This window comes from Phocaeicola sartorii JCM 17136 = DSM 21941, from assembly GCF_054653615.1.
Genome location: NZ_BAAIFW010000005.1, coordinates 2,801,339 through 2,815,689, shown reverse-complemented (window position 1 = coordinate 2,815,689; position 14,351 = coordinate 2,801,339). Strand labels below are relative to the sequence as shown.

The following is a 14,351-nucleotide window of genomic DNA, read 5'->3' as shown; positions in this document are numbered from 1 at the left end:
ATTAGTGTATAACCTTTAAAATAAAGAGATAATGGATAAAGTTATTGTTAATTCGTACGAGGATTTTGAGAAACTGCTAGGACGACAGATTGGTATTTCTGACTATGTGGAAGTATCGCAAGACCGGATTAATCTTTTTGCAGATGCCACCTTGGATCATCAATGGATTCATGTAGATACAGAACGTGCTAAAGTGGAAAGTCCCTATCATAGCACTATTGTGCATGGCTACTTGACTCTTTCGTTGCTTCCACATATGTGGAACCAGATCATAGAAGTGAATAATCTGAAAATGATGATTAACTATGGTATGGACAAGATGAAATTCGGACAGGCAGTTCTGGCTGGTCAGAGTATCCGTATGGTAGCAAGCCTTCATTCTTTACAGAATTTGCGTGGTGTGGCCAAAGCCGAAATTAAGTTTACGATTGAAATTAAAGACCAGCCGAAAAAGGCGCTTGAGGGTATCGCTGTCTTCCTGTATTATTTCAATTGATTTTTTCAAATAATGTCTGAAGGAGAATCAGGTATATTTTATCGTTTTTGGACAAAAAGACATTTGTCCAAGAACGATTGCTTTACCTCTGAAAGAGTGTTCCTTAGGCACGTATATATATCCTTCCGGAGAAGTTGAGGATTAACAAGATTAAGAAATTTATTTCAGATTGTTTTTTTCTAAATAATAACACTGATGATCATATATTTTGCCGTCATAGCTTGCTTCGGCCTGATGGAGAATGCCTTCGTATGCAAATCCCATTTTCTCCAAAACACGTTGTGAACGTTTGTTTTGAGGATAACAGTTCGCACTGATCAAGGTTAATCCCAGCTTGTTGAAACCATAGTCCAAAACAGCAGAGACGGCTTCAGACATATATCCTTTTCCCCACTGGGCTTCGTCTAGCCAGTAACCGATCATTCCGGCATTTGAATTCTCTCTTTTAGGGTCTGGCAGAATTCCTATAGCTCCTATCAGAAGCTGGTCTTCCTGTCTGGTGATGGCCCATGTGTCTTTTTGTGGTATAAATATTGTTTGAAGAATTTTCAAAGATTCCTCCGGTGTGTCATGAGGCTTCCATCCAGCATTATTTCCTAGGTTAGGATTTCGGCAACAGTTAAAGACTGCTTCCGTATCATTTTCTGTAAAAGGACGTAAAATAAGTCGGTCCGTTTCTATTACATGGTTTTTCACAGGGGTGTTTTCCTGCTCTTTTTTATAAACACACTCTATCCGGTTCCCGTCTGGATCTAGTACCACACTTTCAAAATAACCATCTCCGGAAATGCGAGGTTCACTTACGATATGGTATCCTTCAGCACGTAGTAGTTCCGTCAATGATAAAACAGCTTCTTGGTTTTCAAAAGAAAAAGCTAGATGAGTCAATCCCAGTCTGTTTTCTTTTATCGGAACATTTTGCACGTCAGTCCTGCTCATCAGCTCTAATGTAGCACCACTTTCAAATGAAATGAAGTAAGATTCAAACCCTTTTTGGACATTAATATATTTTTCATTACTCGTTCCGTTAAAATAACGGATATAGAATTCTCTTAGCCTTTCCAACTGAAATGTCCAAATGGCGATATGATGTATGTTCATGGGTGATTGTTTATCTGTTGTATATATTTTTTACAGTTCGTTTTTATTCTAGATAAATCATCTTTTTGGTCATTCCACCGTCGATGATGATATTTTGTCCATTGATGAAATCGTTTTCTTCTTGACATAAAAATAAACACATGCGTGCTATGTCTTCCGGTTTTCCTACTCGTTTTGATGGATGTTGGGCATGATCCTCAGGGCGTAGTTGTTCGTAATTATTAGTTTGAATCCATCCCGGCGAAATACAGTTTACGGTGATATGGAAGTCGGCAAGGGATAAAGCAAGCGCATGAGTCAGTGAATAGATTCCTCCTTTGGAAGCCGCATAACTTTCACTACCCGGTTCGCTCATTAAATAACGGGTGGAGCAGATATTGATAATTCTGCCATACGGATGATTTTCTGCCTGGAATTTGCGATGCAAAGCTAATGTGCGTGAGGTGATAAATACAGGTCGCAGATTGATGGATAGAATTTTGTCAAAATCTTCCACACTGGTTTCTGTGATGGGGGAGAATTCGCTTATTCCGGCGTTGTTGATAATGATGTCCACATCCCCCCACTTTTCAAAAAGGTCGTGCATACACTCCTCAAGGGACTCTTTATCACTTACGTCGACATGATAGAAAATTGCTCCGGTCTCTTTGGCCGTCAGTGTTCCCAACTCCTCATTTTTGTCACAAAAGGCGACTTGGTATTGTGAGTTGCGGAAAGCTTTCACTATATTTTTCCCGATACCATCGGCACCTCCTGTGATGAATGCTTTTCTAGGAAGTCTGATAGCGTTGTCTGTCAGTTCCTTTGGTTGAGGCTTGACGGAGATCGTTTTCTTCTTTCCATGTTTGCGGCTTTTTTCCCATGCAGCCTTTCGGGCTTCATATTGCTCGTATTGTCTTTCTATATAATTGTCTGCCATAAGTTTTGAAATATATTTATCGGAATGTTATTCTATTGTTCACCATAAAATTAACAGCTCCATAGATTATTATTCCAATGAATTGTGCTGTAAATTCTTTGAGGCCTATTGCTTCGATCATCAGTATTACAAAAAGAAGTTGTATGCCATAGGCAATACCGAAAGCGGTACAAAAGAGCATTATTTGTTGCCCAAGACTGTTTTGGGGATTGCTGGAAGGAAAGATCCAATATTTGCTCCATATAAAATTATGAGTCTGAGCGATGAGGTATGCCATAATATTTGCTACTATATAGTTTCCTCTGAATGAGAAGTAACTCATTACAATCCATATCACTAACATGGTAATAAGATAATTTAAGGTTCCTATCGTAGCAAAACGAACTAAACGTACTGATGCTTTCATCCTCTTTCTTTATTGGTTTATTTTACATGGTGAATTTTCGTGCAAACTTACGCAAAATCTCTGGAAAAAACGAATAAAAAGGGACAAATGTCTTCGTAACGCCTGTCAATAAGGCGTTTGCGGAGCCAAATGAGGACAGGTAAAAAAAACGGGGTAACGCAAAGGAAAGCGGATTTATGAAGCAGAACGGTCTCCAAATCGTTACCCGCCGGATGGCGATTTTTAACACACCGTGTTGTATCTGGCAGCTTGTGGCACAGGTTGGCATATCAAGGTCTAACTCGTTGAGTAATAACTTTGCAAACAAAAAACGAGTATGGCAAGAAGCACATTCAAGGTGCTGTTCTATGTGAACGGCAGCAAGGAGAAAAACGGCATTGTCCCCATCATGGGACGGGTTACAATCAACGGGACTGTAGCGCAGTTCAGTTGCAAGCAGAGCATCCCGAAAACGCTTTGGGACGTGAAAGGCAACAAGGCGAAGGGCAAGAGCCGCGAGGCACGGGATATTAACCTCGCTTTGGACAACATCAAGGCGCAAATCATCAAGCATTACCAGCGCATATCCGACCGTGAGGCATTCGTCACGGCTGAAATGGTACGCAACGCCTATCAGGGAATCGGCAGTGAGTATGAAACCCTGCTCAAGGCTTTTGACCGTGAGAACGAGGTGTTCAAGAAGCGTGTGGGAAAAGACCGTACAATGGCTACCTACCGCTCACGTGTGGTGGCAAGGAACTATGTTGCGGCGTTCATCAAGTCATTTTACAAGCGTACGGACATGGCTATGCCGGAACTTACTCCCGATTTCATCAAGGAGTTCGCCGCATACCTCTCGACTGAAGCCGGACTGCATAACGGGACGATATGGGAGAAATGTATGTGGCTGAAAGGCGTGGTGATGCGTGCGCACTTCAACGGACTGATTCCACGCAACCCTTTCGCACAGTTCCATATCAGCCCCAATGTAAAGGAGCGGGAATATCTGACGGAAGATGAACTGAAAGCGGTCATGACACATGAGTTCGAGGATAGCAAGTTCGCATACATTCGTGACATCTTTGTCTTTGCCAGTTTCACCGCCTTGTCGTTCGTGGACATTCAGGAACTGACGAATGACAACATAGTGGAGGTGAACGGCGAGAAGTGGATATTGTCCAAACGCCACAAGACAAAAGTCCCCTTTCAAGTGAAGCTGCTGGATATTCCCTTACAGATAATCGAACGCTACCGACCGATACAGAAAGACAACCGCATATTCCCCGGCTTGAACTACTGGTCTGTCTGTAAACCTCTGAAACGGATGATAAAGGAATGTGGTATAACCAAGTCAATTTCATTTCATTGCAGTCGTCATGGCTTCGCAACATTAGCGTTGAGCAAGGGCATGCCCATCGAGAGCGTAAGCCGTGTATTGGGACATACGAATATCGTCACAACCCAAATCTACGCAAAGATAACCACGCAGAAACTCGACAATGACTTGACGATGTTCGGTGATAAATTGAGCAAGACGTTTAACGGGATAACGATGTCATGAGTATGGGAAGAAACATCATAACAATGAATGAATCCGGCAATATTATCATGACGGAGAATGTCACTGATATATGGATGAGCGAACCGGAATTGGTGGAACTGTTCGGGGTAATCGTCCCGACACTCCGTGCCGCCATCAAAGCCGTGTATAAAAGCGGTGTATTGAAAGGGCAAGAGGCACAGAAGTATGCCCGGCTGGAGAACGGATATCATGCCGATGTGTTCAGTTTCCCGATGATAGTCGCGCTTGCTTTCCACATCAACAGTTTTGGGGCGGAACTGGTGCGCAATGCCGTTTTTGAAAGGCTATACTTGCGAAAAGAGAAAACAACATTCTTCTTTTCGCTGGGTATTCACAATATGTCTAATTATCAAGCATAAAGCCCAATGATATGGCGACATAAAATAGTGAAACCGACAAATCTTTATGTGTCAATCTATTGCCGATAAAACGCATTATCAATAAAACGTACTGCTGATAAAACGTATTGGTGGTCAGTTGAACAGACGTATTGCCGTTTTATCAACAATACGTACTACTAAGTCCGAAGAAAAACCCATTAGAAAGGCACTTCTTCGGGCTTTTGTTGTATGCTTTTAAGCCAAATCCAAGAAAATCTTACGTGAGTCACGTGTGGGTTGTCAATCCGTCTTGTTTGTATTGCCGAATTTTGCGCCAGACAAACATCTGACAATCATAAAATCAAGATGCCGATGAAGAAAGAAAATACAGAAAAGGAGGAGTTCATACGGGTAGGTACGACCCTCTACAAATTAGTGAACCAGCCCCGTCTGAACGGTGGCTATGTGAGGAAACGCATCGTGTGGAACAACGAGACGCTGCGGCAGGACTACGGCAAGGACTATCTCGCCACCGTGCCGAAGTATGACGGCTTCTGCACCGTCCCCGACCATGTGGACTACCGTCCTGTAGTGGACAAGTTCCTGAACCTCTACGAGCCGATTGAGCACCGCCCGCAACAAGGCGAGTTTCCCTGTATCCTTTCATTAGTACACCACATCTTCGGTGAACAGTACGAGTTAGGCATGGATTACCTGCAACTGCTCTACCTGCAACCTGTTCAAAAACTGCCTATCCTGCTGTTGGTATCGGAAGAGCGCAACACAGGCAAAAGCACGTTCCTGAACTTCCTGAAAGCCGTGTTTCAGAACAACGTCACGTTCAACACCAACGAGGATTTCCGCAGCCAGTTCAATTCCGACTGGACGGGCAAGCTGCTCATCGTGGTGGACGAGGTGCTGCTCAACCGCAGGGAGGACAGCGAGCGGTTGAAGAACCTCAGCACCACACTCTCCTACAAGGTGGAAGCCAAAGGCAAAGACCGTGACGAGATAGCCTTCTTCGCCAAGTTCGTGCTGTGTTCCAACAACGAGTATTTGCCTGTCATCATTGACGCGGGCGAAACACGTTATTGGGTGCGCAAGATAAACCGCCTGCAATCAGATGATACCGACTTTCTGCAAAAGCTGAAGGCGGAAATCCCGGCTTTCCTGCATCATTTGCAGCACAGGGCAATGGCAACGAAAAAAGAAAGCCGGATGTGGTTCGCTCCCTCATTGCTGCATACCGAAGCCTTGCGCAAGATTATCCGCAGCAACCGCAACCGTCTGGAAATCGAGATGTGCGAGCTTATACTCGACATCATGGACAGTACAGGCACGGACACGTTCTCGTTCTGCTATAACGATGTTCTTCTTTTGCTGGTACACTCGCAGGTAAAGGTGGAGAAGCACCAAGTACGGAAAGTATTGCAAGAGTGTTGGAAACTCACGCCTGCACCTAATACGCTTACCTATACCACCTACCAAGTGGACTGTACCCGTGAATGTCACTATTCGCCCATACGGAAAACCGGAAGGTTCTATACCGTGACAAAAGAATATCTGACAACTCTCTGATTATTTTGATGAAATGATGAACAAGCATATAACCATACTGAAACATACAGGTTTACATCCTCATCAGATGTTCATCAAAAGTATTCCGAAGATGAAAAGTAGAAATGAGACTGACAAGCTATGCCCGTCACCGTTAATGATGAATTTCTCTTTTGGCGAGTACTTTGATGAAAGGACGATGAATATGTACCATGCTGTCATTCAGTGAAATAATGTGTACATTCATCAAATTATCGTTTTTCCATTCATCACTAAATCCATTGTAAGATTATGACTATACAAGAAGCCAAACAAATCAGAATCGCGGACTATCTGCAAAGTCTGGGCTACACGCCCGTAAAGCAACAGGGAAACAGCCTGTGGTACAAATCCCCGTTCAGAGAGGAAACGGAAGCCTCGTTCAAGGTGAATACCGACCGTAACCTGTGGTTCGATTACGGGCTGGGCAGGGGCGGCAACATCATCACGCTGGCACAGGAACTATACGCATCCGACTATGTGCCTTACCTGCTTGGCAGGATAGCGGAACAGGCTCCACACATCCGTCCCGTGTCTTTCTCTTTTCGCCAGCAGGCATCCGAACCGAGCTTCCAACACCTGGAAGTGGGAGAACTCACCCATCCGGCACTGCTCCGCTACTTACAGGAACGGGGTATAAACATAGCTTTGGCAAAACCGGAATGTAGGGAACTGCACTTCATCCATAACGGCAAGCCCTATTTCGCCATCGGGTTCCCGAACGTGGCTGGAGGATATGAGGTTCGTAACCGTTTCTTCAAAGGCTGTATCGCACCGAAGGACATCAGCCATATCCGGCAACAGGGAGAGCTGAGAGAGAAATGCCTCGTGTTCGAGGGCATGACGGACTATCTTTCCTTCCTCACGTTGCGGATGAAGAACTGTCCGGCCATGCCCAACCTTGACAGGCAGGATTATGTCATCCTCAATTCCGTCTCCAATGTTTCCAAAGCCGTAGATGTGCTGCACGGGTACGGGCGCATCCATTGCCTGCTTGATAATGACGAGGCGGGAAGAAATGCGTACCGAGAACTGGAAAGAGAGTTCGCCGGACGCATCCGCGATTTCTCCGACAACTACAAAGGACACAAAGACCTGAACGATTACCTGTGCGGCAAACGGCAGGATTTAGCCGTTAGTCCACCACCAAGAACTATCGTAAAACAGAAGAAGAAAGGATTGGGACTATGACATTCCAAACAGCAAAAACGGGAGCTGCCCGAAACTCATTCTTCAAGGATTGGGAAGTAGCAAGTTTGTGTTTCGGGTGTACCGAAACCGCTTGCTACCCACCATCCAAGCTACAGGAGGTGGAATCCCGTTGGTCTATACAGTATAATCAGTAACAGCATTGAAAGTAGAAAATGGAGCATAAGGAATATAAGAAACGTAACAAGGGCGGTCGCCCGAAAAAGGAAACGGCGGAAAAGCTGAGCTATCGTATTGGCGTGAAAATGGCGGCAGCCGACTACTTCTGCTTGCTGACACGGGCGCATGAGGCAGGCATATCGCCGAGCGAATACATGAGGGAATGTTTCCGGAACGGTCATGTGAGGGAACGGCTGTCGGAGGAACACGCCGGATACATCCGCCAGCTCTGCGGCATGGCGAACAATCTCAACCAGCTTGCACGCAAGGCTAACGCCGGAGGGTTCCACGATGAACAGTGGGACTGCAAGGTGGCGGTGGCAAGGATTCACGAACTCTTGACCAAGATAGGGATATGATGGCGAAAATCGTAAAGGGAAGCGACTTCAAGGGTGTGGTGAATTACATACTTGACAAAGACAAGAACGCCCAAGTTGTCGCATCCGATGGCTTGTTCATGGAAAACAGGGAAACCATCGCCATGAGTTTCAACGTCCAATGGCAGATGAACAACAAGGTTGCGAAGCCTGTCGGACATATCGCGTTAAGTTTCTCCAAAGAGGATGAGCCACGCCTGACTAACCGCGTCATGGCGGGCATCGCTCTTGAATATCTGAAAAAGATGGGAATCAAGGACACGCAGTTCTTCATCGCCCGACATTTCGACAAGGAGCATCCGCACGTGCATATCGCCTTCAACCGCATTGACAACAACGGCAACACCATTTCGGACAAGCACGAGCGATTGCGAAGCGCCCGTATCTGCAAAGATCTTACGCAGAAATACGGCTTGCACATGGCTGGCGGTAAGGATAATGTCAAGCGCAACCGCCTGAAAGAGCCGGACAAGACAAGGTACGAGCTTTACGACATCCTCAAAACCGAAGTCTGCAGGTGTGGTAACTGGAGCGTGCTTGTCGCCAACCTAAAACGGCAGGGCGTGGAAGTGCTTTTCAGCCACAAAGGGCAGACGGACGAAATACAGGGCGTGGTCTTCATCAAGAACGGATACCGTTTCAACGGTTCCAAAGTGGACAGGCGTTTCAGTTATACCAAGATTGATGCTACCTTGCGGCACAACAGGTATGAGGAACGTATGGGAATGACAGCCAAAGTACATGAGGCAGTTACACCGAGCGCACCATTCGGAACGGCACAAAGTGAATTGTTCAACGGTTCGTTGGGACTGCTGAACAGCAACGGCTCATCTTACAATGCCTCTGATGCGGAAACCGATCAGGAAATGGCGGAAATACTTCGCAGGAAGAAGAAACGCAAACGGGGAATGAGGTTGTAACCACCGCAGATACGCAGTCCGGCAAAAGACCGCAGCCCGTCAGGGAATTTCATTGCCGACCATATAATCATCGGGCATCCGGGATTATATGCGAAAGAAGGAAACCGCCACAAAAGTATGAAAATATAGAATTTTCATTGATTTGAAAAGCCATTTGGAGTGAACTTTGCTCTGAATGGCTTTATTGCTCAACAGAATTAAGGACTATTCGGATTAGAATGCTTAACTTTGCAAATAGTTGTAACGATTAAGAATGGCAGACTTTAACTCATACATAGATAAGATTGACATGAATTTTTGGCGCGAACTTTGCGCTAAAGAGGGGAAGTTATGCCTTTATAAAAAAGGTGATTATTTCCTTCATTGTGGAGATACAACAAAAAATGTATGGGGATTTATCAAAAAAGGATATTTCAAATACTCCGTGACCGATTCAGAAGGTAATACACATATAACTGGTTTTTCATTTTGCGACACGCCATTGGGTGACTATTCAAGTCTTGTATTGAAAACTCCAGCCGTTACTGATATTATAGCGGCTACAGATGCGGAAGTATTGGTTTGTAACCGCAATATTGTTGATGAACTCTTTGAAAAAGACTTTAAGTTACATTGTGTCATATCAGACGGATTTTTTCACCAGACATATGATAGGTTTTTGAATCTGTATCGCCAATCTGCGAAGGAACGTTATATTCATATATTAGAATATTGTCCTAATATTCTTCAAAATATAACGCTCAAAGAATTGGCATCATATCTGCAAATCACACCGACATACCTTAGCCGCATTCGCAAAGAAATTACTTTTGAAAAATAGAGCAGATGAAAAGCAAGGCTAATTTTAACCCATATATAGATAAGATAGACCTGAATTTTTGGCGTGAACTTTGCGTCAAAGAGGGTAAACTTTGCCATTATAAAAAGGGAGAGTATTTTCTTCATCGCAGAGAAACACCTAAGTATTTCGGTTTCATTACATCCGGTGCTTTTAAATATACTATCATTGATACTGATGGAAATGAACATATCACGGGGCTTGCATTGTGCGATACTTTAGCCGGAGACTTCTATAGTTCCATTCGGAAGGAATCGTCATTGGTGGCTCTTCAAGCGATAACCGATTCAAACGTATGGGTTTGTAGCACTAATCTTTTTAGACAAATACTGAAAGAAAATATAGAATTACGCTGCGTTATGGCAGAAGAGTTATTTCGGCAAACTCATGACAGATACCTCAATCTTTATCGGCAATCTCCCAAAGAACGGTATTGGGAGTTGATAAGACGCTGTCCTAATATATTGCAAGATATTACGCTCAAAGAACTTGCCTCCTATCTGCAAATTACACCGACCTACCTTAGCCGTATCCGCAAAGAAATTACTTTTGGCAAGGAATAATACTCTCAAATAAGTGCCCGTAATGCAACTCTCAAAATAGTTTGAGAGTTGTTTCGTTTTATACCTGTAATTTTGCAGAAATATTCAATCATAAAGGTATGAAACATATTTTGTTTACCATATTTATATTTGTAAGTGGGATTGAGATGTACTCGCAACCCCAATCCCATGAGCGTAAAACTTCCGGTTCAGAGACGAAGAGAAGGTTATAATTAAAATTCCATGTATAATATCAAACTAAAAAATTGGATAATATGAACTATCAACTTAAATTGTGGAGTATGATATTGCTTCTAAGTATTGGGCTATTGGCGAGTTGCAGTGATGACGACAATGATACTGAGCCAACATTGACCGCTTCGGAACTGTTGCAAACGACCTGGAATGCTTGTGTTTGCGATTATGATGCAGATGGGAAAGAAGTCGTAAACGAAGAATATCTGATTGTGGAATTCCTCACTGAAACACAAGGTAAAAGTATCAATGGTGAGGGCAGTGGTGATCCTTCTGCTGTATGGGACTTATACTATTGCATAGATGGTAGAATCATTACTTTTAAGAATAGTGCTTTGGTAGGCAATTGGACAGTTATTGAAAAGTCCAAGAATCGCATTGTACTTCAGTCTTATCGTCCGGAAAAATCGGTGGCGACATTGACCAAACTGCATTGATATGATGAAAACTTTTAGAAATGCACAAACCGCAATAAGAGTAATAGGCTGCTGTTTATTCATCTTTGTGGTCTCATGTAAGCAGGCTTCGATGCTGCATCAGGAAAACGGTTGGTATCTTATCACAGACGGACAGAAGGATAGTCTTGCAAGCAGGCCGATTGTAACCGTCAAGGATTTTGCTGCGATAGAACTTGTTTCTGATGATTATGGTCTCCGAGCTATATCGGGAAGTGTAAATAAGCAGAAACAAAAAGTCTGGGCAGATGCTACAGAACAAGCTATTGGGCAACGGATAGGTTTTGTATTTAATGATACAGTTATTACCGCCCCGATGGTCAATGCAAGAATAGAAAGCGGTACTTTTCAAATCAGTCCCCCGCACAGGCATGATTTAGAACGTATCTTTGAGATTCTACAAAAAGAAATTGAGACATCAAGGTTGGAACATTAAATATTAACTATAAAATGGGGACATTAGGCTGTGTGAGCGATATGCTCCAGCGAGATAAGGAGAACAGGGCACTGCGCAAGATAGGGCGTGAGCGGATGAAGGAAACTCGTCGCCGATTGCTCGAAGTAAGTGCCTCCTCTCCCTCCTCCCACCTCTCGTTGGAACAATTGGAGGATATTCGAAAGAATACATTGGAAAAGGAGGAATTGGAGCGTAAGAAACTCAATAGAGCCTTTTTAGTCATAGGCTGCATTGTATTGGCAGGCCTTCTCTTTCTTTGCTTATTTATTACCTGCCAACTAACGTAAGTTCCACATCGGACAAACGGGCAAATCCACGAAGAATTTTGGCGTTAGTGAAAGTCGCAGTAATAAAACAAAAGGAATAGATATGGATAAATGCAAAATAAGACGTTGGCTTAAAGATGATTTTTCCACTTTGGCTAAATATCTTAATAATAAAAAGATATGGGATAATTGCCGTGATAGTCTGCCATATCCTTACTCTGAGAGCGATGCGCAACAATTTATCCGATTCGTTTTAAATCAAAGCGAACAAAATAATTATTGCATCGAAGTAAATCAGGAGGCTGTCGGCAACATAAGTTTCTCTCGTGGCATTGACGTGGAACGCTACAATGCTGAATTAGGGTATTGGCTTGCCGAACCTTATTGGGGTAAAGGGATTATGACTCAAATGTTAGTACTTGCTATTCGTAGCTATTTTTCCTATACAGATGTGATACGTGTTTATGCAAATGTTTATGCTGGTAATATGCCATCAATGAGAGTTTTAGAGAAAATAGGATTTCGCAAATGTGGCATACATCGTAATGCCTATTTCAAGAATGGGAATTTTTTAGATTGCCACTGTTATGAATTGCTAAAAGCTGATTTTAGGATATGAATATTATGATACGCAAATTAACACAAGATGAATATAACAATGCTGCCGATTTGTCCTATCAAGTATGTATGGAATGTGGCAGGAATGATTTCACCCAAGAAGGTATCGAAACCTTTAAAAGTTTCGTGTATGACACATCGTTGATGAATGCACTTGACATATATGGAGCTTTTGACAAGCATTTATTGATAGGAATAATCGGTGTACATCGGGAAAAACAACATATATCCCTCTTCTTTGTCTTGCCGCACTATCATCGGCAAGGAATAGGAAAATCGCTATTTGACTATGTAATGAATGAATGTAATTTTACTTATATAACAGTTCATTCTTCAACCTATGCAGAAACTTTCTATGCATCTTTAGGTTTCAAAAAAGTGGGTGAAAAAGAGCTTAATAAGGGGATTGTAAGTATCCCTATGGAGAGAAATATATAATTATTGCCAAAAAGGTCTTCAAAAGGTGGAATTTACTATAAAGAAACAATAAAATGAAGAAACATAATTATTTCACAATACTATTGGTAGCTATTCTTACTATGGCAGGGCTGACTGCGTGTAATGACGATGATGAAGAAGGTAGGAAGATAACCGGTTATAAGGAATACACGCTTACGGTAGCTTCTGTAAAACTCCCCGGTGTTTTAACATCGAGTGGTAGCAATGTACTTGCAGATGTATATGCTGTAAAAAACGAGCAGTCCACCGATTGGGAGGCTCATGGAAGCATCGGTAAGTTTGAATATGAAGAAGGATATGAGTACCAAATACGCATCAGTGAAACGAGCTATCTGGATTATAATATGGGCGATCCGGCATGGACTGAATACGAGCTATTGGAAGTCATATCGAAAGAACGCAAGAACTCTGAAAATTTACCTCCTCATTTCATCCCGGACTGGTATTTTGAGCAACGTTGTCCGTATATCAATCCTGAATTTGCTTATGCCATTGAAGCCGACCAAAAAGATGAGATTGAAAATGACCTTAAAACCGATGCAACCTATAAATTCGGAGGCTTGCGTTGTTATATTGCTTTTACAGGAACACGTAAATGGTTCTTATTGGATGTCGATATGCACATTGTTAATCAAGGCTTTTTGATTAGCAGGGGCAAGGAACCAACAGAGTTTCCTGAATCATATAAGCTCCTTCTGCCGGAAAGTAAAGTTTCCGGATATGGAGAGTTTAATTTTGTAACAGGCGATGATATAGAAGACTCTGTAATGCAATATGATGTGTTTATATATGCTCAGAATCGAACACCTGCACCGCAGAATGTTGAGATATGGCTATATAAAGACCTTACGGCATATTACCAAAACAAATACCCGGAAGCTAATGTCAAAGCTGTTGTGATTCGCTATATGGTGAAGAATTTGTGATAGTAAAATCTTTTTACGCGTCATGGAACTAAACAAGCATTTTGATTATACTGATAATTACAGTGAGATAGTCCATACCACACGGCTGATAAGTGCAGAAGAATTGACTGATAGATTCTTCTGCGCACCGCAGTGGATTACTGCCTTGATGAAGTTTCGTAATGCCATAGTAAAACCTTTTGGTCTGAAAGGAGAGAAGAATTTATCGGATTTTGTCATTGTCGAATCCGATCGCCTTGCGACAATAAGCAAAAACAACAAACACCTTGATTTTGTTATTGCATTTATGACCGAAAAGCGTATGAATGACAGCCTATATCTATCGGTTTGTACAAAAGTCAGATACAATAACCGTATGGGAAAATTCTATTTTACAATAATAAAACCATTTCATAGGTTAATCTGCAAGATACTGTTAAAACGGGTCAGAAGAAATTTATAATAATGCCTATCCTTGTCCTTTGTCACATC

19 protein-coding genes are annotated in these 14,351 nt (G+C 42.7%); 16 read left to right on the top strand and 3 right to left on the bottom strand.

The genetic code is table 11. The annotated features are described in order from the left end of the window. Window positions 1–31 precede the first annotated feature (31 nt). Complete coding sequence (locus tag ACYQ0C_RS11970; RefSeq protein WP_016277886.1) at window positions 32–496, top strand: MaoC family dehydratase; 465 nt, start codon at window positions 32–34, stop codon at window positions 494–496. Between the two features lie 159 nt (window positions 497–655). On the opposite strand, the gene ACYQ0C_RS11965 is transcribed toward ACYQ0C_RS11970, so the two are convergent. From ACYQ0C_RS11965 to ACYQ0C_RS11955, 3 genes are read right to left on the bottom strand one after another with little or no spacing between them, the layout of a single operon-like run. Continuing rightward, window positions 656–1,597: a VOC family protein gene (locus tag ACYQ0C_RS11965; protein WP_016277885.1), complete on the bottom strand. Its 942-nt coding sequence runs from the start codon at window positions 1,595–1,597 to the stop codon at window positions 656–658. Between the two features lie 43 nt (window positions 1,598–1,640). Beyond that, the gene (locus ACYQ0C_RS11960) at window positions 1,641–2,516 is read right to left on the bottom strand and encodes an SDR family NAD(P)-dependent oxidoreductase (protein ID WP_016277884.1); all 876 of its coding nucleotides are present in this window, start codon (window positions 2,514–2,516) and stop codon (window positions 1,641–1,643) included. A 16-nt stretch (window positions 2,517–2,532) separates the two neighbouring features. Further along, on the bottom strand, window positions 2,533–2,922 hold the full coding sequence (locus tag ACYQ0C_RS11955; protein WP_016277883.1) for a GtrA family protein: 390 nt from the start codon (window positions 2,920–2,922) through the stop codon (window positions 2,533–2,535). A 316-nt stretch (window positions 2,923–3,238) separates the two neighbouring features. On the opposite strand from ACYQ0C_RS11955, the gene ACYQ0C_RS11950 reads away from it, so the two are divergent. The 15 genes from ACYQ0C_RS11950 to ACYQ0C_RS11880 all read left to right on the top strand — a co-directional run bounded on the left by ACYQ0C_RS11950 (window position 3,239) and on the right by ACYQ0C_RS11880 (window position 14,322). Continuing rightward, window positions 3,239–4,462 carry a site-specific integrase gene (locus tag ACYQ0C_RS11950; protein ID WP_016277882.1) on the top strand — a complete coding sequence of 408 codons (1,224 nt, stop codon included), beginning with the start codon at window positions 3,239–3,241 and terminating at the stop codon, window positions 4,460–4,462. Further along, complete coding sequence (locus tag ACYQ0C_RS11945; protein WP_016277881.1) at window positions 4,459–4,842, top strand: virulence RhuM family protein; 384 nt, start codon at window positions 4,459–4,461, stop codon at window positions 4,840–4,842. The genes ACYQ0C_RS11950 and ACYQ0C_RS11945 overlap by 4 nt, the downstream gene beginning before the upstream one ends. A gap of 333 nt (window positions 4,843–5,175) precedes the next feature. Continuing rightward, entirely contained in the window at window positions 5,176–6,381 is a 1,206-nt protein-coding gene (locus ACYQ0C_RS11940) for a primase-helicase family protein (RefSeq protein WP_016277880.1), read from the top strand. A gap of 270 nt (window positions 6,382–6,651) precedes the next feature. Further along, window positions 6,652–7,590, top strand: coding sequence for a toprim domain-containing protein (locus ACYQ0C_RS11935; protein ID WP_016277879.1), 939 nt, complete (start codon window positions 6,652–6,654; stop codon window positions 7,588–7,590). A 173-nt stretch (window positions 7,591–7,763) separates the two neighbouring features. Further along, entirely contained in the window at window positions 7,764–8,126 is a 363-nt protein-coding gene (locus ACYQ0C_RS11930; RefSeq protein ID WP_016277878.1) for a MobC family plasmid mobilization relaxosome protein, read from the top strand. Further along, window positions 8,123–9,064: a relaxase/mobilization nuclease domain-containing protein gene (locus tag ACYQ0C_RS11925; protein ID WP_016277877.1), complete on the top strand. Its 942-nt coding sequence runs from the start codon at window positions 8,123–8,125 to the stop codon at window positions 9,062–9,064. Before ACYQ0C_RS11930 ends, ACYQ0C_RS11925 begins: the two co-directional genes overlap by 4 nt. A gap of 253 nt (window positions 9,065–9,317) precedes the next feature. Continuing rightward, entirely contained in the window at window positions 9,318–9,884 is a 567-nt protein-coding gene (locus ACYQ0C_RS11920; RefSeq protein WP_016277876.1) for a Crp/Fnr family transcriptional regulator, read from the top strand. Between the two features lie 5 nt (window positions 9,885–9,889). Then, on the top strand, window positions 9,890–10,465 hold the full coding sequence (locus tag ACYQ0C_RS11915) for a Crp/Fnr family transcriptional regulator (RefSeq protein ID WP_016277875.1): 576 nt from the start codon (window positions 9,890–9,892) through the stop codon (window positions 10,463–10,465). Window positions 10,466–10,719: 254 nt separating this feature from the next. Beyond that, window positions 10,720–11,136: a hypothetical protein gene (locus tag ACYQ0C_RS11910; RefSeq protein WP_016277874.1), complete on the top strand. Its 417-nt coding sequence runs from the start codon at window positions 10,720–10,722 to the stop codon at window positions 11,134–11,136. A gap of 1 nt (window position 11,137) precedes the next feature. Beyond that, the gene (locus ACYQ0C_RS11905; protein ID WP_025076950.1) at window positions 11,138–11,590 is read left to right on the top strand and encodes a SecDF P1 head subdomain-containing protein; all 453 of its coding nucleotides are present in this window, start codon (window positions 11,138–11,140) and stop codon (window positions 11,588–11,590) included. A gap of 14 nt (window positions 11,591–11,604) precedes the next feature. Beyond that, the gene (locus ACYQ0C_RS11900) at window positions 11,605–11,898 is read left to right on the top strand and encodes a hypothetical protein (RefSeq protein WP_016277872.1); all 294 of its coding nucleotides are present in this window, start codon (window positions 11,605–11,607) and stop codon (window positions 11,896–11,898) included. Window positions 11,899–11,980: 82 nt separating this feature from the next. Beyond that, entirely contained in the window at window positions 11,981–12,496 is a 516-nt protein-coding gene (locus tag ACYQ0C_RS11895; protein ID WP_016277871.1) for a GNAT family N-acetyltransferase, read from the top strand. 5 nt (window positions 12,497–12,501) lie between these two features. Next, window positions 12,502–12,933 (top strand): GNAT family N-acetyltransferase, encoded by a 432-nt coding sequence (locus ACYQ0C_RS11890; protein ID WP_025076948.1) that lies wholly within the window; start codon window positions 12,502–12,504, stop codon window positions 12,931–12,933. Window positions 12,934–12,986: 53 nt separating this feature from the next. Continuing rightward, a complete protein-coding gene (locus ACYQ0C_RS11885; protein WP_016277869.1) occupies window positions 12,987–13,880 on the top strand; it encodes a DUF4377 domain-containing protein in 894 nt (297 codons plus the stop codon). 22 nt (window positions 13,881–13,902) lie between these two features. Beyond that, the gene (locus ACYQ0C_RS11880; RefSeq protein WP_016277868.1) at window positions 13,903–14,322 is read left to right on the top strand and encodes a DUF2867 domain-containing protein; all 420 of its coding nucleotides are present in this window, start codon (window positions 13,903–13,905) and stop codon (window positions 14,320–14,322) included. The last annotated feature ends 29 nt before the right edge of the window (window positions 14,323–14,351 follow it).